Origin of the sequence: Campylobacter helveticus (assembly GCF_002080395.1) — a bacterium.
GTDB classification, from domain to species: domain Bacteria; phylum Campylobacterota; class Campylobacteria; order Campylobacterales; family Campylobacteraceae; genus Campylobacter_D; species Campylobacter_D helveticus.
Genome location: NZ_CP020478.1, coordinates 61542 through 79972, shown reverse-complemented (window position 1 = coordinate 79972; position 18431 = coordinate 61542). Strand labels below are relative to the sequence as shown.

Annotated in this window: 24 protein-coding genes; all 24 read right to left on the bottom strand. The window is 35.2% G+C overall.

Annotated features, from left to right (window positions below; genetic code table 11):
- Nucleotides 1-10: 10 nt before the first annotated feature.
- Entirely contained in the window at nucleotides 11-937 is a 927-nt protein-coding gene (locus tag CHELV3228_RS00405; RefSeq protein ID WP_082199027.1) for a tetratricopeptide repeat protein, read from the bottom strand.
- Nucleotides 937-1434 carry a peptidoglycan-associated lipoprotein Pal gene (gene pal, locus CHELV3228_RS00400; protein ID WP_082199026.1) on the bottom strand — a complete coding sequence of 166 codons (498 nt, stop codon included), beginning with the start codon at nucleotides 1432-1434 and terminating at the stop codon, nucleotides 937-939. The genes CHELV3228_RS00405 and pal overlap by 1 nt, the downstream gene beginning before the upstream one ends.
- Before the next feature lie 78 nt (nucleotides 1435-1512).
- Nucleotides 1513-2721, bottom strand: coding sequence for a Tol-Pal system protein TolB (gene tolB / locus CHELV3228_RS00395; protein WP_082199025.1), 1209 nt, complete (start codon nucleotides 2719-2721; stop codon nucleotides 1513-1515).
- Nucleotides 2722-2828: 107 nt separating this feature from the next.
- Complete coding sequence (locus CHELV3228_RS00390; protein ID WP_082199024.1) at nucleotides 2829-3488, bottom strand: hypothetical protein; 660 nt, start codon at nucleotides 3486-3488, stop codon at nucleotides 2829-2831.
- On the bottom strand, nucleotides 3485-4720 hold the full coding sequence (locus CHELV3228_RS00385; RefSeq protein ID WP_082199023.1) for a DNA-methyltransferase: 1236 nt from the start codon (nucleotides 4718-4720) through the stop codon (nucleotides 3485-3487). The genes CHELV3228_RS00390 and CHELV3228_RS00385 overlap by 4 nt, the downstream gene beginning before the upstream one ends.
- Nucleotides 4721-4748: 28 nt before the next feature.
- Entirely contained in the window at nucleotides 4749-5513 is a 765-nt protein-coding gene (locus CHELV3228_RS00380) for a TonB C-terminal domain-containing protein (RefSeq protein ID WP_082199022.1), read from the bottom strand.
- Between the two features lie 2 nt (nucleotides 5514-5515).
- Nucleotides 5516-5905, bottom strand: coding sequence for an ExbD/TolR family protein (locus CHELV3228_RS00375; protein WP_082199021.1), 390 nt, complete (start codon nucleotides 5903-5905; stop codon nucleotides 5516-5518).
- A gap of 2 nt (nucleotides 5906-5907) precedes the next feature.
- Entirely contained in the window at nucleotides 5908-6465 is a 558-nt protein-coding gene (locus tag CHELV3228_RS00370; RefSeq protein ID WP_082199020.1) for a MotA/TolQ/ExbB proton channel family protein, read from the bottom strand.
- Nucleotides 6462-6854: an ATP synthase F1 subunit epsilon gene (atpC, locus tag CHELV3228_RS00365; protein ID WP_082199019.1), complete on the bottom strand. Its 393-nt coding sequence runs from the start codon at nucleotides 6852-6854 to the stop codon at nucleotides 6462-6464. Before atpC ends, CHELV3228_RS00370 begins: the two co-directional genes overlap by 4 nt.
- 2 nt (nucleotides 6855-6856) lie before the next feature.
- A complete protein-coding gene (gene atpD, locus CHELV3228_RS00360; protein ID WP_082199018.1) occupies nucleotides 6857-8254 on the bottom strand; it encodes a F0F1 ATP synthase subunit beta in 1398 nt (465 codons plus the stop codon).
- A gap of 20 nt (nucleotides 8255-8274) precedes the next feature.
- A complete protein-coding gene (gene atpG / locus CHELV3228_RS00355) occupies nucleotides 8275-9162 on the bottom strand; it encodes an ATP synthase F1 subunit gamma (RefSeq protein WP_082199017.1) in 888 nt (295 codons plus the stop codon).
- A gap of 9 nt (nucleotides 9163-9171) precedes the next feature.
- Nucleotides 9172-10677: a F0F1 ATP synthase subunit alpha gene (gene atpA / locus CHELV3228_RS00350; protein WP_082199016.1), complete on the bottom strand. Its 1506-nt coding sequence runs from the start codon at nucleotides 10675-10677 to the stop codon at nucleotides 9172-9174.
- 11 nt (nucleotides 10678-10688) lie between these two features.
- Nucleotides 10689-11210, bottom strand: a complete 522-nt coding sequence (locus tag CHELV3228_RS00345; protein WP_234980999.1) for a F0F1 ATP synthase subunit delta — start codon at nucleotides 11208-11210, stop codon at nucleotides 10689-10691.
- Complete coding sequence (locus CHELV3228_RS00340) at nucleotides 11207-11719, bottom strand: F0F1 ATP synthase subunit B (protein ID WP_082199014.1); 513 nt, start codon at nucleotides 11717-11719, stop codon at nucleotides 11207-11209. Before CHELV3228_RS00340 ends, CHELV3228_RS00345 begins: the two co-directional genes overlap by 4 nt.
- An 8-nt stretch (nucleotides 11720-11727) precedes the next feature.
- Nucleotides 11728-12153: a FoF1 ATP synthase subunit B' gene (locus CHELV3228_RS00335; protein WP_082199013.1), complete on the bottom strand. Its 426-nt coding sequence runs from the start codon at nucleotides 12151-12153 to the stop codon at nucleotides 11728-11730.
- A 64-nt stretch (nucleotides 12154-12217) separates the two neighbouring features.
- Nucleotides 12218-13057: a ParB/RepB/Spo0J family partition protein gene (locus tag CHELV3228_RS00330; protein WP_082199012.1), complete on the bottom strand. Its 840-nt coding sequence runs from the start codon at nucleotides 13055-13057 to the stop codon at nucleotides 12218-12220.
- Nucleotides 13058-13061: 4 nt separating this feature from the next.
- Nucleotides 13062-13847, bottom strand: a complete 786-nt coding sequence (locus tag CHELV3228_RS00325) for a ParA family protein (protein WP_082199011.1) — start codon at nucleotides 13845-13847, stop codon at nucleotides 13062-13064.
- Nucleotides 13844-14479: a biotin--[acetyl-CoA-carboxylase] ligase gene (locus tag CHELV3228_RS00320; protein WP_082199010.1), complete on the bottom strand. Its 636-nt coding sequence runs from the start codon at nucleotides 14477-14479 to the stop codon at nucleotides 13844-13846. The genes CHELV3228_RS00325 and CHELV3228_RS00320 overlap by 4 nt, the downstream gene beginning before the upstream one ends.
- Entirely contained in the window at nucleotides 14460-15368 is a 909-nt protein-coding gene (gene fmt / locus CHELV3228_RS00315) for a methionyl-tRNA formyltransferase (protein WP_082199009.1), read from the bottom strand. The genes CHELV3228_RS00320 and fmt overlap by 20 nt, the downstream gene beginning before the upstream one ends.
- Nucleotides 15369-15413: 45 nt before the next feature.
- Nucleotides 15414-16679 (bottom strand): preprotein translocase subunit SecY, encoded by a 1266-nt coding sequence (gene secY, locus CHELV3228_RS00310; protein ID WP_082199008.1) that lies wholly within the window; start codon nucleotides 16677-16679, stop codon nucleotides 15414-15416.
- On the bottom strand, nucleotides 16679-17071 hold the full coding sequence (rplO, locus tag CHELV3228_RS00305; protein WP_082199007.1) for a 50S ribosomal protein L15: 393 nt from the start codon (nucleotides 17069-17071) through the stop codon (nucleotides 16679-16681). Before rplO ends, secY begins: the two co-directional genes overlap by 1 nt.
- A 3-nt stretch (nucleotides 17072-17074) precedes the next feature.
- Complete coding sequence (gene rpsE / locus CHELV3228_RS00300; RefSeq protein WP_082199006.1) at nucleotides 17075-17518, bottom strand: 30S ribosomal protein S5; 444 nt, start codon at nucleotides 17516-17518, stop codon at nucleotides 17075-17077.
- Between the two features lie 9 nt (nucleotides 17519-17527).
- Nucleotides 17528-17884: a 50S ribosomal protein L18 gene (gene rplR / locus CHELV3228_RS00295; RefSeq protein WP_082199005.1), complete on the bottom strand. Its 357-nt coding sequence runs from the start codon at nucleotides 17882-17884 to the stop codon at nucleotides 17528-17530.
- Between the two features lie 9 nt (nucleotides 17885-17893).
- Nucleotides 17894-18430 carry a 50S ribosomal protein L6 gene (gene rplF, locus CHELV3228_RS00290; protein ID WP_082199004.1) on the bottom strand — a complete coding sequence of 179 codons (537 nt, stop codon included), beginning with the start codon at nucleotides 18428-18430 and terminating at the stop codon, nucleotides 17894-17896.
- Between the last annotated feature and the right edge of the window lies 1 nt (nucleotide 18431).

The window sequence follows — 18431 nt, the reverse complement described above, 5'->3', positions numbered from 1 at the left end:
TTGTAATTTATTATTTGCGATTTGGTGAAGCTTTTGCTTCCGGAGTGTTAGGATAATTTGTTTTTAAAGCTTTATAAAAACCATTCGCACTTTTTGTATCTCCAACCTTATCCAAAGAGATAGCCGTGTGATATAAAAGCTTTGGAAAATAATCTCCCTTAGTGCTTATACTTGAACTCTTCTTATAATAGACAATAGCATTATTATAATTTTTCTGCTTATACTCTACCTCGCCAAGCCAAAAATTTGCCCTTGCTGGTTTATAATGTTTTTCAATAAGATAATTCAATTTTGCTTTAGAATTTTCAAAAAGATTTTCATTTAAATCTTTAATCGCCAATTTTAGAATTTCACTGTGCTTCTCTTTTTTCCAGCTATCATCAACCTTGACTTCCTTTGGAGCTACACTAACATTTTCTTCATTAGTAGCATTATTATCATTTACTATTGTAGCAAGGTTTATTTTTGTATTATTTACATCACTAGAATCGTTTTTAGAAACATAATTATTGTTAATAGAATCAACTAAAGAGCTGAGTTCAGTTAAAATTTTCTTAACCTGCTTATGATTTGTATCTTGAATTTTTCTGCTTTCTTCAACATAAGCCTTAAGATTTTTAAGTTCTAAGCTAAGGTTATTTTCTATATTTTCTCCACTTGTTTCAAGTTGAGATAAGCGCGAATTTGATTTAGCATACTGGGAATTTATCCCCTCAAGCACACTTTGCAAACCCTCTAATTTCTCGTTTGTTTCATTTATCTTGGCATTAAGCGAAGAATATTCATTGCTTAAAGCATCGAGCTTATCTTTAAACAATTTCTCGTTTGAAGTTAATCCATAGGCTGAATTACTTGTTAAATTTCCTGCACCAAAAGCGGAAGTTTCTGCATAAAGAAAAGTAGCTCCTAAAAGAGCTACTAGAGTAATTTTTTTCATTATCTTGCTAATTTAAATTCTGCACGGCGATTTTGTGCATCGCAAGTTTTAGTTTTTTCGGTGCAAACAGGATTAGTTTCGCCATAACTTTTTACAGAAATTCTATCAGAATTTACACCTTGTGAAATAAGAGCATCTTTCACAGCCTTCGCTCTTTTAAGTCCCAAAGCCTGATTATACTCATCAGTTCCCCACTCATCGCAGTTTCCTTCAACAGTAATGCTTGTGCCACTTACTTCAGTGTTGAAAATATTCGCATTTGTGCTAACAACTGACTGCATATCGCCTCTGATATTGAATTTATCAAAATCAAAATAAACCTTGCCTAAAGTGTCATTAAGCTGAGAAATTTTTGAGTCGATATCCCAACCATCACTACCACCTGAACCACGAGTGCCATCTACATCTGTGCCACCACTTACACTAGTACTTTTAGTACTACAACCACTAATAACAATCGCAAGAGTTGCAATTGAAGCAAAAAGAATTTTCTTCATTTAAGACCTTTCAAAGTTTGTTAAATTCCAAAGAATTATAACTAAAAATTATTAATTTTTAACCAAAAAGTAAAAATTTTACCAATCAATTGACTGAATTTTACCCACTTTTAATGGAAAGTAAAAAGTTTTATTTGCATTAACACGAACAACACCTAAAGCGCTTTGATTACCTAAATACTTGATAAAAACAATACTTCCTCCATCGCTAGAAAAGCGAGGGAACAAATTTTTACCATTTGCACTAAGTTGTCTAATGTAATCACTCTTAATAGACATTAAATAAATATTAAAAACTCCAGCTTGTTTTGGCTCACGACTAGAATAGACTAAAAAATCTTTATAAGTCGAAACAGCCGAATTGTTTTTTCCGTGGAAAACGACCTGTTCAGCCGAAGTGCTGCCTAAATTTTGCATAAAAATATTAGGATATCCAAGTCTATCGGAAACAAAAACAACCTTTGTCTCATCCTCACCTATAAAATTTGCATTCACATCAATACCAGAATAATTTGTTAGCTTACTTAAATTTTTATTATTTAAATCATATAAATATACATCAGGCTGATCTTGCGGTGCCATAGTTACCAAAATTTTATCGCCATTTTTATTCACATCACTAGCGACAACCATACCACCACTTGAAAGAATTTTTGTCGCTTTATTATTTGTCAAATCAAAACGAAAAAGCGTTGGTTTATCGTGATCATACGCTGTGTAATAAAACATCGTCTGTGCTTCATTTGCCCATTTAGGGAATAAGTTTAAACCCCCATCAACTATAACTCTTTGATAAGTGAGCGTATAATCTGCCATTATAATTTGACTGCGTTTAGAAGAGCTTGTTCTAGCGATGAGAATTTTATGGTCCATCCACTCCACAGGTGCTAAGCCTAAAAATTTCACAGAATCTTTAACGCCCTTGTGTGCTAAAAAAGGATATTGCTCAACTTTATTTAAAACATAATCCTGATTTGACTTTTGCGCTCCACCCGCTTTAATTTTGACATTAAGACTTAACTTCTCCCCGCTTTTTGAAAGGGCATATTCAAAAGTATAATTAAAATTCTCACTCCCCTCACTTACTACCTCAAAATTCGAACTCACCTTAAGGTCATTGACAATCATATTGTAAAAACTACGCTTTAAATTTGCATCGCTTAAATTTGAATTGTCCTTCACAACGATTTTTGGTAGCACAACGCCCTTATTGACAACATCAATAACAGGGTCCTCCGCCCACGCCATACTAAAAATAGCCAAAAAAATCAATAAAATTTTTTTCATTTTTTCTCCTTAGTTAATCGGCAAATTCTAGCAAAAACAAAAAGCTTAATGTTAATCAAAATTTAATACAAAAATTTATAATTGCTTCAATTCAAAAAACATTAATTTTAAAATTTTTCTAATATTTCAAAATAATTATAAAATTCCTTAAAACACCCATAGTTATATTTCTTGCCTTTATTTAGAATTTGTCCTTGCTTATTGATGCGCAAAGTGGTTTTTTGATTATCAGTAATTTGATAAGTAGGTAGGCTTATATCATCAAATTTTACTACCGCACTTGAATGGAAAATGTAATAATGGATTGTGGCTTGTTCTAAATTTTCACTGTCCGCAAAAACAGCTATCCACACATAAAATACACAATTATCCATATCATAGCGGATTTTGGGGTGGAAGCTAAAATTTCGCTCATTTTCTACAAGTCTATCTTTATTATAAATAGGCTTCCCTTCGCTGGTTTTGACTTGCAAATATTTTGTAACAATATCAAGCCTTTCTTTCTTGCAAGATTCACAAAGGTTGGTTACGCATTTCGCACTTTTGCCTTGCCAAGAATCCTGCCTTATAAACTGATTGCTAAATTTTTCACAAGCTTTGCAGTAATATTTTGAGATGACAAAGTCAATCCCTTCATCAATATAGCTTCTATGCACCTGCCACCCCAAGCTATGTAGCTTCATTGCTAACTGCATTTCACCATAGAGTCCTATAACTTGCTTTTTCTTTTCATCTTCTAGACTTAATTCTATATTTTTCTCACTCATAGCTCATACTCCCCCAAATTTTCTTTACCCAAGAATTTATACACGCTCTCTTTTAAACTCATATCGCGCTCTATACCAATGCCAATCCTGCCTAGCCCATCTGCTACTTTTACACTCGTGCCAAGTCCCATAAACGGATCCAAAACGCGCTCTCCCTTGTAGCTAAACATTTTCACTGCAAATTCTGGAATCTCTTTTGGAAAGGGTGCGGTATGCCCTAGTGTATTTTGCCCTTTAGAATTTATCTTTATCACAGGATTTATTGCCTTTATATCCCTACGCCACGCATAAATGAAGTCTTTATCTATCTCATTGCCTTGATTAAACGCTTCGTTTTGCGTGAAATAAGTTTTTGCACTAAATCGCTTCCCACGATTTGCCTTGCTTCGCTCAAAGCAGTCCAGATTCTTACACTCCCAGCTTCTAAGCCCTTTTTCTGTGTAAGCATTGCCATTAACCTGCAAACAGCCACACACAGGGCAAGGATAGCGTGTCTCATCATTTCTATGCTTATGAAAAATCAAAATATGCTCATAGCAATTCATAGGGTATTGATAGTAGGGATAGGGCTTATCGCCATTTTTATGCCTTTGACTTTGCACCTGCCCCTTATCCCAAATAATATCATCTACAAAGCTAAAGCCCACTTTTTCAAAAAGCATTATAAAATACGCCCCCAAAGGCAGCCGCCTCTTGCCCCAAGTAGAACGCGTGAAAAGGTTATCGTTATCAAAAATATCGCCCACATTAAAGACAAAAACACGGTGATTATCAAGCACTCTATAACACTCTTTTAAAATGGCTTCCATATCATTCATATAAGAATCTAAATCGCTCCATTGCGCATAAGCCCTAGCATTATAATAAGGCGGACTTGTTACCATTGCCCCCACAGATTCACTTTTCATCTGCTTTAAGCCTTGCAGACAATCGCCCCAAATGATTTTTTTAGAATTTGAATTTTGCAAAAAAGATTCTAGGTTTGCATCGTGTTTATAGCGTGATTGATAGCATTCTTTGACAAAATCATAATAGATTTTTTCAAAAGCCTTAATAATCTCTTTTGTTTCTTGCAGCTTATAAAGAGGCTCTAAAAGCGCGTAGAATCTTGCTAATTCTTTTTGATTAAAAGTTTGTTTTAAATATTTTTGTGATTTTTGCAAAATGGTATGCAGATGGCTATTATGCGTGGATAACGCTACATTGTTACACCTATCTAATATTTTTGTCAAATTTATCCTTCAATCTTTATTATTATCCTTACAACGAACTTACGCCCTCGTCCTTCAAATTCATCGTTATAGCTACGCCCTTATTTTTAGGAGGATAGGCGATGAATTTGCCTTTTTGACTTTCTAAGAATTCCAAAACCTTAGCGTCAAAAATGCTATCATAACTCTTTTCTACCGAAGTGTAGCCGAATTTCCCCTCGCTATCGATGAAAATTTTTACCTTGACGCCTATATTTTTAGGATTAGGATAGTATTGACTCCAACGCTGTTTAATCACCCTTTCAACCTTACCTAAAAACTCATCGTAAATTCCTGTTTTTTGCACTTGTGCGCTTTGTCCGTTTGCGGTGCTTTCTTCTGGGATAAGATTGTCATTTAATTGCTTTAATAATTCGGCGGCACTTTGGGAATTTGTGCCTTGTCCTGATTTTTTGGAAGATTGAATTTGCGTGCTTTTTTCTTCTTGTATTTCTTTGACATTGCCAAAAAGAGCGTTAAAATCTGTGGCTTTTTGATTAACATTTTCCGTTTTTACCATTTTATTCGTTGTTTGTGCAAAAAGGTCATTAACATTAAGCGGAGTTTCTTGAGGCTTAGGAGTGGGCTTAGGGCTTGAAATTTGCGTAGAAGCTTCACTTAAATCGACATTAATAAAACTATCTTTTATATCCGTATAACTTAAAACAGGCTCTTGCATAGTAACTAGCCTAAAAAAGACAAAGCCCACAACGATAAAATAAACCCCACAAGCGAGACAAAAGGAGGTAAGATTACTCAAGCCATAATTTTTCATCATTATTCAGTCTGTAAGGCGACCTTACTAAAGCCTAAATTTTTCACACTTCTTAAAACGAAAATCACATCATCATACTTTAAACTCTTATCCGCTCTTATGAAAACAGGCTCTTCGGTGTTAAATTGTGTCTTTTTTTGTGCGAGATTATCCGCGAAAGATACGAAGTCATATTTTTCTTGATTAATAAAAATTTCTTTTTTAGCATTGACACTTACAATAAGACTTTTCACGCTCGGCGAACTTGCACTTTTTTGCGAGCCTTGAGGGAGATTAACCTTTTCTTCATAGGTAATACTTGGAGCTGTAACCATCAAAATGGCTAATAAAACAAGCATAATATCCACCAAAGGCGTAATATTAAGCTCAGGTTTTTCATCATCAAATGGCATCATTAAACCCTATGCGAACTAATAGCTTTAATTTCACTATCTATAATGCTTAAAAGCTCAAACGCCTTTCTTTTGATGATAAGATGAAAGGTATAAGCTGGGATAGCAACTAAAATTCCACAACCCGTAGCAACTAAGGCTTCGCTGATTTTTGGGGCGATGATACTTAAAGAATTTTGTGTGCCAAGCCCCCCAAAAGTCTCAAGTATAGAGATAACCGTGCCAAAAAGCCCTATAAAAGGCGAAGTCGAAGCGATGATACTAAGCCAAGTCAGTCCCAAAGAAGAGCGACGAGAGGCTAAATTTTTATAAATTTCTAAATGTGCTAAACTCGTATCCGTGCATTTTCTCAAAATAGAATCTGTGCGACTTAAATCTTTCTCTCCCAAAAGCAGACTTTCCAAACTCTCTTTTTCCTTACTGCGCCAATTTGCCAAAAAAGTCAATCTCGCGAAAAGTATGGCAAAAGAAAGGATAAAATAAAAAGAAAGCCAAGCTAACACCACATAAGTGATAGGGCTTGACTCATTGAAAAAATGAAATATTGCCTCGAAATTCATACATTTACCTTAGCATTGTCAAGCTTGGAAAAAGTTGCCGCTAAAGCAGCATTATCCGAACTCATAGCTTTGATTAAATCTTTTGCGTTGTTAAGATTTTTCTCAATCTCACTTTCACTTGAGCCGCAAACCCAAACCGCACCCTTAGCCAAAACGCAAACTTTACTCTCATCTACTTTAGCATAACCAGAATCTATAGCTACTAACTCGTGCTTTAAATCCTGCTTTTCTATATCAATGACGCCAGATTTTAAAGAAGAAACCAAGGTCGCGTGTCCCTTTAAAACGCCAAATTCTCCCTCACTTCCGGGCAAAGTTACAGCACGAACGCTACCTTGATAAATCATTCCCAAGGGAGTTACTATTTCGATATTGATTAAATCATTCATCTCTAAGCCTTAAGTTTATCCGCTTTCGCAATAGCCTCGTCAATATTTCCTACCATATAAAAAGCATTTTCAGGTAAATCATCATATTTACCCTCCAAAATTCCTTTAAAACCCGCTATGGTTTCTTCAAGGCTAATATACTTGCCAGGACTTCCAGTAAAAACTTCTGCCACAAAGAAAGGTTGAGATAAAAATTTCTCTATCTTTCTAGCTCTTTCCACAACGAGTTTGTCCTCTTCGCTTAATTCGTCCATACCTAAAATCGCAATAATATCTTGCAAATCTTTGTATTTTTGAAGAACAGACTGCACACCGCGAGCAACTTTGTAATGCTCTTCACCTATAATTTGAGGGTCAAGCATACGCGAAGTAGAATCAAGTGGGTCAACCGCTGGATAAATTCCCTTTTCTGCTATGGCTCTATTTAAAACGGTAGTTGCGTCAAGGTGTGCAAAAACAGTCGCAGGGGCAGGGTCAGTCAAGTCATCTGCTGGCACATAAACCGCTTGCACTGAAGTGATAGAGCCTTTTTTGGTTGAAGTGATTCTTTCTTGGAATTTACCCATTTCACTTGCCAAAGTTGGTTGATAGCCAACAGCAGATGGAATTCTTCCCAAAAGTGCGGACATCTCAGAGCCTGATTGAGAAAATCTAAAAATATTATCAATAAACATCAATACATCAAGCCCCATTTCATCTCTAAAATACTCAGCCATAGTAAGACCTGTAAGAGCGATGCGGTTTCTTGCACCCGGTGGTTCATTCATCTGTCCATAACACAAGGCAACTTTATCTAAAACATTACTTTCTTTCATTTCGTTATAAAGGTCATTCCCCTCACGAGTTCTTTCGCCCACACCAGCAAATACAGAATAACCGCTATGTTTAAAAGCAACATTGTGGATTAACTCCATAATAATTACGGTCTTTCCAACTCCAGCACCACCAAAAAGTCCTACTTTACCACCTTTGGCATAAGGCGCTAATAAATCAACAACCTTGATTCCCGTTTCAAAAATTTCACTCTTTGTGCTTTGCTCTTCAAAAGCTGGAGGGTCCCTATGTATGCTCCAATGCTTATCAAAGCTTACTTCTTCACCCTCATCAATTAAATCTCCAACGACATTAAAAATTCTACCTAGAACTTTCTCACCTACAGGCACAGAGATAGGCTTCCCTAAAGCTTCTACCTTAAGCCCTCTTACTAGACCATCTGTCATATCCATAGCTATGGTTCTTACTCTATTATCGCCCAAATGAGCAGCAACCTCTAAAACTAATTTCTGCTCTTTTCCATCGTTATTAAAATCTACCCTTATTGCCTCATTAATTTGCGGTAGATAATCATCAAAATCCACATCTACAACAGGTCCCAAAACCTGCGAAATAAATCCTTGCATTACCTCTCCTTAAAATTTACTTATTTCATTGATTCAACACCACTGATAATTTCAATCAATTCGGTGGTGATAGATTCTTGTCTTGCTTTGTTATAAGCCAAATTTAGCTGCCTTACCCTTGCCTTAGCATTATTTGTAGCATTATCCATAGCCTGCATTCTAGCGCTATGCTCTGCTGCCAAAGAATCAATTAAAGCATAATACATATTGTATTCAAAATATGTTTTCATCAACTCTTCCAAAAGCTCTCTTTCTTCTGGTTCAAATTCCAAAAGCGAAGTTGCAGATTTTTCATCTATAGCTTTAGGCTCTACCGGGATAAGATGGCTAATTTTAAGCTCTTGTGTAATCATATTTTTATAGCCATTATGAACTAAAATAATTGCATCCGTTGCACCGCTTAAATAATCCTCAACAGCAGCACTTATCACTTCACAAGCCTTCTCATAGTCAGGGCTTGAACTAAGATGAAAATGCTTTTCTAAGAGCGTTCTTTTTTGAAAATTAAAATACTCTATCCCAGTTTTTCCTATAGCTCTTAATCTCACGGCAATATTTTGCTTTTCATAATTTTCCAAAAGCTCATCTACAGCTTTAATTGTCTTAATATTAAAGCCACCACAAAGCCCTTTATCTGCAGTAATAAAGATAATATCTACATTTTTAAATTTTTCTCTTTTTTGAAAACAGCTTAACTGAATATCCTTTTCATCCTGATTTGCTTTGTGAATTTGGAAAGAAATTTCATTAAGCATTTCATCAATTTTTTGCGCATAAATCTTAGATCTTTTAGCCGCCTCTTCTGCTTTTTTAAGTTTCGCAGTAGAAACAAGCTTCATCGCATTAGTTGTTTTCTGCGTATTATGAACGCTTTTTATCTTTCTTTTAATTTCTTTAAGATTAGACATAAAAGAACCTTACAAGTGATTTGCTTTAAATTCTTCAATAGCCTTAGCTAATTTATCCTCTAAATCTTTATCTAAAGCCTTCTTGGTGCAAATCTGCTCGAAAAGATCTGGATATTTCGCCTCAACAAAAGGATAAATACCATCTTCAAATTCTCTAATTTTGCTTACCGCCACATCATCTAAAAATCCTCTTGTTCCTGCAAATATAAGCACAACTTGCTTTTCCACAGATAAAGGCGAATAAGGCGGTTGCTTTAAAAGCTCGACCATTCTTTGTCCGCGTTCTAATTGCTTACGACTTGCTTCATCTAAATCACTTGCAAACTGAGCGAAAGCTTGAAGCTCCCTATACTGCGCCAAATCAAGCCTTAAAGTCCCAGAAACTTGCTTGGTAGCTTTAATCTGTGCTGCTCCACCCACACGAGAAACAGATAATCCCACATTAATCGCTGGACGAATCCCTGAATTAAACAAATCTGTTTCTAAGAAAATTTGTCCATCCGTAATGGAAATAACATTGGTTGGAATATATGCCGAAACATCACCCGCTTGAGTTTCTATGATAGGCAAAGCCGTTAAACTTCCAGCACCAAGCTCATCATTCAATTTAGAAGCTCTTTCTAAAAGCCTTGAATGAAGATAAAAAACATCACCAGGATAAGCCTCACGACCGGGAGGACGGCGTAAAATCAAAGACATCTCGCGATATGCCACCGCATGCTTACTTAAATCATCATAAACAATCAAAGCGTGTCTTGAGCTATCTCTAAAATACTCTCCCATAGTTACACCAGAATAAGGTGCTAAATACTGCAAAGCAGCAGAATCTGAAGCGCCAGCATTTACGACTATGGTATATTCCATAGCACCGTGCTCTTCAAGTCTTTTTACCACTTGAGCAACCGTGCTTTGCTTCTGTCCTATGGCAACATAAATACAAATTACCCCCTGCCCTCTTTGAGAGATGATTGTATCGATAGCAACAGTTGTTTTACCCGTTTGTCTATCACCTATAATAAGTTCCCTCTGTCCCCTACCGATAGGAACAAGTGCGTCAATCGCCTTAATACCAGTATGTAAGGGTTCATGCACACTTTTTCTCGCCATAATGCCCTTGGCTTTTTCTTCAACAAAACGAAATTCACTTGTATTAATAGGTCCTTTTGCATCGATTGGCTCACCTAATGCATTTACCACGCGACCGACCAAAGCTTCGCCAACAGGAACTTTAAGAAGTTTTTTAAGTCTTTTAACAGAATCACCTTCCTTAAGCCCATCGCCTTTTCCCAAAACAACTATACCAACGCTACTTTCTTCAAGATTGAGCGCCATACCCTTTTCGCCATTTTCAAATTCAACCATTTCTCCAGCCATAATGTTCTTAAGACCATAAACCTTAGCTACACCATCGGCAATGGATATAATCTTACCCGTTTCTTCAATTTCTAAATTTAAATCAAAATTCTCTATTCTTTCTTTAATGATAGAACTGATTTCATCAGCTTTAAATTTCATTCATATTCTCCTTAAATAGTTTTGAGTATAAACTCGCTTAATTTATTTTGCAAAGTTTTCATAGAAAAAGAAAGCTCGTATCCTAGCTCCTCCAACGCAATTTTCACTCCATCAATTTGTGCGATTTGCATACGCAATTTAACTTTAACATTAAACTTCGCACTAAGCCTAGCCTCAAGCTCCCTTAAGCTTTCATCGTCTAATTTTTCGCTTACATAAACTACGCCCAAAAATATATTTTCCTTGAAAGCATTTTGTCTTTCAAGCTCTTCGACTATTTGTGGCACGAAAGAAAGCCTTGAATTTTCCACTAAAATTCTAAGAAAATTATTAAAGCTTGGGCTAAGTTTTTCAAAAAAAGATTGGATTAATTCCAACTTTCTTTCTTTTTTAACCTCTGCAGATTCGACTATAATTCTAAATTTAGATAAAGTAAAAGCCGAAATTAAAAGGCGTAAATTTTCATAAAATTCCCCAGCATCCGCTCTTAAAGCAATCGCTTTAGCATACTTTTTTGCTACCATATCCATCAAGAAGCCTTTTTCATCATAATACTAACGATTTCTTTTTGTTCAAGACTTGAGCCTTTACTACCAAAAAGTTCCGCTAAAATTTGAGAAACAACTTCTTTTTCCATTTTTCTCAACTCAAATTCTTTTTGTTCCTCAAAATGCCTATCTAAAAGAGCCAATTCCTCTCGTGTCTCTTCCTTAATCTTATTTGCTAAGATTTCAGCTTCTTTCTTAGCTGTTACCAAAGCTTCGGCGGCATTGGCTTTTGCCTCTTCTAGTTTCTTCATCATATCAAGTTTTTTAGATTTGCTTTCAAGTAATTTTTTTTGAATTTCATCCAATCTAGATGAAATTTTTAAAATGCGACTCTTATAAAAATGCTTTACGGGATTAGCTAATAAATAATAAAGTATCGCCACAAAAATGACAAAATTCACAGCCCTAGGCACAATATCATAATCTCCACCCCCACTTGGTGCAGCGACTACACTTAATGGCAACAAACAAATAAAACAAATTAGCCTTTTCATCACTCTCCTTAAATCTTCTTAATATTATTTTCTAAAATTTGTTTATACTCTGGTAAGTTTTTTGATAAAATTTGTCTTAATTCTTCTTTCTGCATAGTAAGCTCAGTATAAAAACCCATCATTTTACGCTCAAGTTCTTCTTTCTTTACTTGGACAGCAAGCTGTGCTTCTTCTTTGGCTTGATTTATCGCACTTTGTTTAATCTTATAAATCTCATCTTTTGTGCTTTGATGAATTTTTTCCACTTCATCATTCGCCCCTAGCATTTCTTGAGAATTTTCCTTAACCTTATTTTCATCATTTTTAATAGAACTATTTCTCTCATCAATAAATTTTAACAAAGGCTTATATAGCATAGTATTTAAAATCACAACCATAGCTAAAAATATCGCCATAGTAGCTAACATTACCGAAATATGCATATCCGAAAACATCATCTTCCTTTAATTACAAAAATCTTAAAATTGTATCCAAAAACAAACTAAATTTTTTCAAATTTTAAGCCAGAATTTCAAATAATTTTTTAATTTTATCTTTGTTTGTTAAATATATTGTTAGTTTTTCTCTTTTACTCTCACACTTTAAACCATATCCATTTAAAATTCTTTTAATTTCCTGCACTTCCCTATCAAATTCAAAAGAAAAATTTTCGTTTTTTGCTTTTTTATTTTTTAAATTTTGAACAATCTTTTCCGTATCTCTAACGCTCAGTTTTTGCCCTATGATACTATCAACCATAGTTTTCTCGTCTTCTTTCTTAAGCCCAACCAAAATCTTAGCGTGTCCTTGTGAAATTTTACCCTCAGCAATCAATTTTTGCGTCGTTTCATCTAAATTTAAAAGTCTTAAAGTGTTTGTAATCTGTGTGCGACTTTTATGTATGATAGAGGCTAAATTTTCCTGCGTGATTTGATGCTCATCAATAAGACTTTTATAAGAATGTGCCAACTCGATAGGATTTAAATTTTCCCTTTGGATATTTTCTATTAAAGCAAGTTCTCTAAGCCTTTTTTCTTCAGCGTCAGCAACAAAAGCCAAAATAGTCTTAAGTCCTAAAATTTTACTTGCCCTAAGTCTTCTCTCGCCCGCTACTAAAACATAGCGTTCGCCTTTTTTAAGCACGATAATAGGCTGTATAAGTCCATATTCTTCGATAGAATTTGCAAGTTCTTTTAAGGCTTCCTCATCAAAATGCTTTCTGGGTTGGTAAGGGTTAAGGTCTATCTTGGTTAAAGGAATTTCATTGACTTGATTTTTATCAAGCCCTAATTCCCTGCTATAAACCTCGTCCATATCACCAATGAGCCTACTTAAACCTTTATCTTTATTTAAACCCATCAATTTATCCTAAAATACAATAAGCCAAATTTTGATATGCTAAGGAACCCGGCGATTTAATATCGTAAAGTATAATAGGCTTACCAAAACTTGGACTTTCAGCAAGTTTAACATTTCGAGGAATTACAATAAACTCTTCCTCGCTACTCTTTGCCATAAAAAGTTGCTTTTTAAAATTTTGCTTCAAATCCTCCACAACATCTTTAGAAAGATTATTTTGCGAACTATACATAGTTGGCAAAAAGCCTCGAACCTTAAGCTTTGAATTGATAGTCTTTTTGATAATTTTAATGGTATTTAATACCATAGCCACACCTTCAAGTGCGTAAAATTCACATTGTATAGGTATGATAACGCTATCACTTGCAGCAAAAGCGTTGATGGTAATGTTACCAAGTGCTGGAGGAGAATCTATAATAATAAAATCATACTTATCCACCACCTCCTCAAGCTGCCTCTTAAGTATCATTTTCTTTTCATTACCCTCATCTTTTGCCATCTCTTGCTCTATGCCAACAAGCCCTATATTTGAGGGGGCTAAATGAAGCTGTGGAAGTTCTGTTTTTAAAATAATATCACTAAGCTTTTTTCTGCCTATAAAAACATGATAAATGTTATATTCATAATTATTTCTATTAAAACCAAGTCCTGTCGTCGCGTTCGCTTGGGGATCTACATCGATTAAAAGCACTTTCTTTTCCGCTACCGCCAAAGAAGCTGCTAAATTCACTGCTGTGGTAGTTTTGCCTACACCGCCCTTTTGATTTGCTATTGTGATAACTTCGCTCATCTTAAACTATATACCCTTTTATTTGCTAATAATATCGATCCATCTTCGTATAAAAAGGCATCTTTTAATGCGTAAAGCTTACCTTCATAATGGACACTAAATTTTTTTGATTTCTCAAATTCTAACACATACTTACTAAAAATACGCTTCCATAAAAAATTTTTTTCCAAAACTTTCAAAAAACCCTCAATCAATTCTTCAATATCTATTTTTACATCGCATAAAGCGGCATTTTGTGGAGCAAATTTAAGATTAAGTCCTATACCGCACACTATAAATTCGCCTATCTTAGTACTCATCACTCCACCGACTTTTTTATCCTCTAAATACAAATCATTTGACCACTTAAGCCAGATACTTGAGCCTCTTTGTGCCAAAAACTCTTTCATAAGGTAAGCAAAATAAATACTAACAGAAGCCAAAGGTAAATCGCTAGGCAAATCTTTTTCCTTTATGCAAAAAGAAAAATGTAAATTCCCCTTAGAACTTGTCCAAGCATTATCCCTACTCCCTATACCACAAGTTTGCTCTAAAGCGCAAATCGTCGTATTTTTCGTAATTTTACCAGTTCTTATTTGCTCACACAAAAAAAGTTGAGTTGAATCAAGTTTTTCAACATAAACAATCTGCACTCTTCAACCTTTTCCCATTCAAAAAAGTGCGTCCATCAAGTGGCTTTTTTCCACTTTCTTGCAAAATTTTAATCCTCAAAGTGCCTTTTTTACAACTCAACAAAAAACTTTCTTTTTCTAAAGATAAAATAACACCTTTTTTATCATTTTCTTTTTCATCATAAAGCTCTATATCTAAAAATTTCAAGCCATTTTCTAAAAAAATTCCAGGCCAAGGATGAAAAGCTAAAAATTTTTGATAAAGCTTTTTTGCATCTGTCAAATCCACCATGCCATCTTCTTTTTTAATTTTTTTGCAAATACTTACCCCGCTTTCATCTTGTTTTTGCGGAATAATTTTAGAAAAATTTTGCAAAGTTTCTACCGCTAAGGAAGCCGCCAAAGCTCCAAAAAGCTCAAAAACTTCACTAGCTTTTTTACCCTTTATATCACACTCCACACTTTGTAAAATCGCACCCGTGTCAAGTCCAGCATCCATAAGCATAGAACAAACCCCGCTTGTCTCATCGCCGTTTAAAATCGCACTTTGAATAGGGCTAGCGCCGCGATATTTGGGCAAAATCGAAGCGTGAAGATTAATGCAAGGCGCTAAATCCAAAATGCTTTGTGGCAAAATTTTCCCATAAGCTGCCACAACTATAAAGTCGGGTTTTAAGCCCTTCAAATTTTCAAACGCTTCCTCATCTTTTAAGCTCTTGGGCGTAAAAATGGGAATTTTTGGAACATTTTGCTGTAAAAAAGCCTTAGTATGACTTGGGCTTAAAATTTGTTTTCTTCCCACAGTCTTATCTGGCTGAGTAAAAAGTGCTAAAACTTCAAAATGCTTTAAGAGTTCTTGTAAAATAAGAGTTGCATAAGCTGGAGTTCCCATAAATACAAGCTTTTTCATACAAAACCTTTTCAAAAATTTATGGGAGAAGCCCTTTGAGAGGGCTTAAAGACCTACTGCACTTAGAGTTTGGTATTTGCTCATATAAATTTGAGCCTCGATTTTTCTCATCGTATCCAAAGCGACTTGAACGACAATCAAAACGGAAGTGCCACCAAAATTAAACGGCACACCCATAAATTTTACCAAAACCCAAGGTAAGGTTGCCACTAAAGCAAGATAGATTGAGCCTGAAAGCGTGAGTCTTGAAGCAACTTCGTTAAGATATAAAGCCGTTCCCTCACCCGGACGAATTCCCGGTATAAAACCACCCTGTTTTTTAAGATTCTCTGAAATATCTTTGGCGTTAAACACTATACTCGCATAAAAATAAGCAAAAAACACTACAAACAAAAAGGTTAAAATGTGAAACGCATAAGAATTTGGATTAATAAAATCATTAATCGCTAAAATGTAAGGATTGGTGCTAGTCTGCAAAATGGTCGCTGGAAACATTAAAATCGCACTTGCAAAAATAGGCGGTATCACACCACTTAAATTCACCTTGATAGGGATGTAATTCATAATGCGTTTATTTTGATTTTGCATCACAACTTTACGAGAGTAAGAAATAGGAATTCTACGCTCCCCAAGTTCCACATAAATAATTACACCTATGGTAAGTAAAATAAGCAGTAAAATCGCACAAGCTGTTAGAAAATTCATCTCACCAGAGTTAATTTGCCCCACAGTGTTTGAAATAGCCGAAGGAATAGTGGAAACGATACCTGCAAAAATGATAAGAGAAATTCCATTTCCAACACCTCTTTGAGTAATTTGCTCTCCAAGCCACATTAAAAGCATAGTTCCAGCCAACATTGAAACCGCACACAATGCAATGAAAGTGTTTAAATCCTCTATCATAATTGCACTAGAGCCTCCGCGTCCGTGCAAACTTTGCAAACCTATAGCCACCCCTATACTTTGCACCAAAGTGATAAATATAGTCGCATAGCGTATAATTTGCATATATTTTTGCATACCATCGCGTTCTTTTTTCATTTTGCCGATATTTGGAAAAGTGGCTGCTAAAAGCTCCATAATAATTGAAGCAGTAATGTAAGGCATAATCCCCAAAGAAATAATAGAAAATCTCTCCGCTGCACCGCCACTAAAAACATTAAACAAGCCTAAAGCATTATTTTCATTATTATTAAAAAATTCCGCAATAACATCAGCATTGACGCCGGGAACTGGCACATAAGCCAGAACCCTATAAGCAAATAAAAATGCTAATGTAATTAAAATTTTATTCGTCAATGCTCTATTCATTATTTTATTCCGCTGACACTAATATTTTCATCTTTAACTTTAGATTTCAAATCTTTTGCACTTGCACCTATTAATTTAATTTTGCAAACAGATTTTGAAATTTTATGCACGGATTTAATGCTTTCAAAAGTAATTTCACTCAAATTTTTTATCGCCGTAATTTTTTCGACATTAATCACATAAGGTTTTTCAACCTTAGAAGTAAAACCTACTTTTGGCAATCTTCTTTGAAGTGGCTGCTGCCCACCCTCAAAGCCTCTTTTTTCGTTATAACCTTTTCTTGCGGTTTGACCTTTACCACCTTTTGTAGAGGTTTTACCCATACCACTACCTTGACCACGACCTATTCTTTTAATCTTTCTTGTTGAACCTGCTGCTTTTGTTAAATTCATCGTTTATCCTTTTAACATAGTTAAGGCTTTAATAGTCGCACGAACCACATTTGCCGAATTATTTGAACCTAAAGATTTAGTTAAAATATCTTTAATCCCAGCAAGCTCCACGATAGGACGCGTAAAACCACCGGCTATAACACCCGTTCCCTCACTAGCAGGCTTAAGTAAAATGCGACTAGCATTATATTTCACCTCAACATCGTGAGCGATGGTAGAACCCTTTGTTTTAACCTCGACCATATTTTTAAAAGCATCATCGACAGCTTTACGAATAGCATCAGGGACCTCTTTAGCTTTACCATATCCTACACCAACAAGCCCTTTTCTATTACCTACTATAACTAATGCTGTAAAGCGAAATCTTCTACCACCCTTAACAACCTTTGTAACTCTACCTATATCAACAATTACTTCTTCAAATTCTTCTCTATTGTACTTTTCCATCATCTCTCCTTATAGCCTAATGCCATTTTCTCTCAAAGATTCTGCCAAGGCTGCAATTACTCCGTGATACACATAGCCATTTCTATCAAAGACACCTTCTTCAATTTTTTGTGCCTTAAGAGTCTTTGCAAATTCTGCACCGATTTTTTTTGCACCTTCTTTATTTGCCTTAATGCCTAACTTGTGTCCATCGGCCGCAGCTAAAGTTACATTTTTTACATCATCGATAGCTTGGATATATAGCGTTCTGTTAGACTTAAATACCGAAATTCTAGGAAGAGTAGCACAACCTGAAATTTTTGCTCTAATTCTTTTTTTTCTTTTAATTCTAAGACTAATTTTTCTTTTTAATACATTTGCTCTCATATACTATCCTTACTTCTTCGATGTCTTACCAGCTTTGCGGATAATACGCTCATCAGAATACTTCACACCCTTCCCTTTGTATGGCTCAGGTGGTCTAAATTCACGAATTTGCGCAGCAACTTGTCCTACAACTTGCTTATCGCTTCCCTTAATAATCACATTATTTTTATCTACACTTATCTCAATTCCCGCTGGAATTTCGTAGTTAATAGGATGAGAAAAACCAAGACTTAGCTCTAAAACCTTACCCTTTAAAGCCGCTTTATAACCCACACCATTAATTTCTAAAGTCTTAGAAAAACCTTCAGTTAAACCTACAACAATATTACTTGCTAAAGCCCTATAAGTTCCCCAATACGCTCTGCTCTGTCTATCTTCACCTTTTGGAGAAAAAAGAATTTGATTTTCTTTAATCTCAACATTTACATTTGCCTTAGTGTCCAAATCCTTTGTTAAATTTCCTTTTTTAAATTTTAACAAAGTTCCTTCTAACTTCACCTCTACGCCATTTGGAATAGCGACAGGCTGCTTACCTATACGAGACATA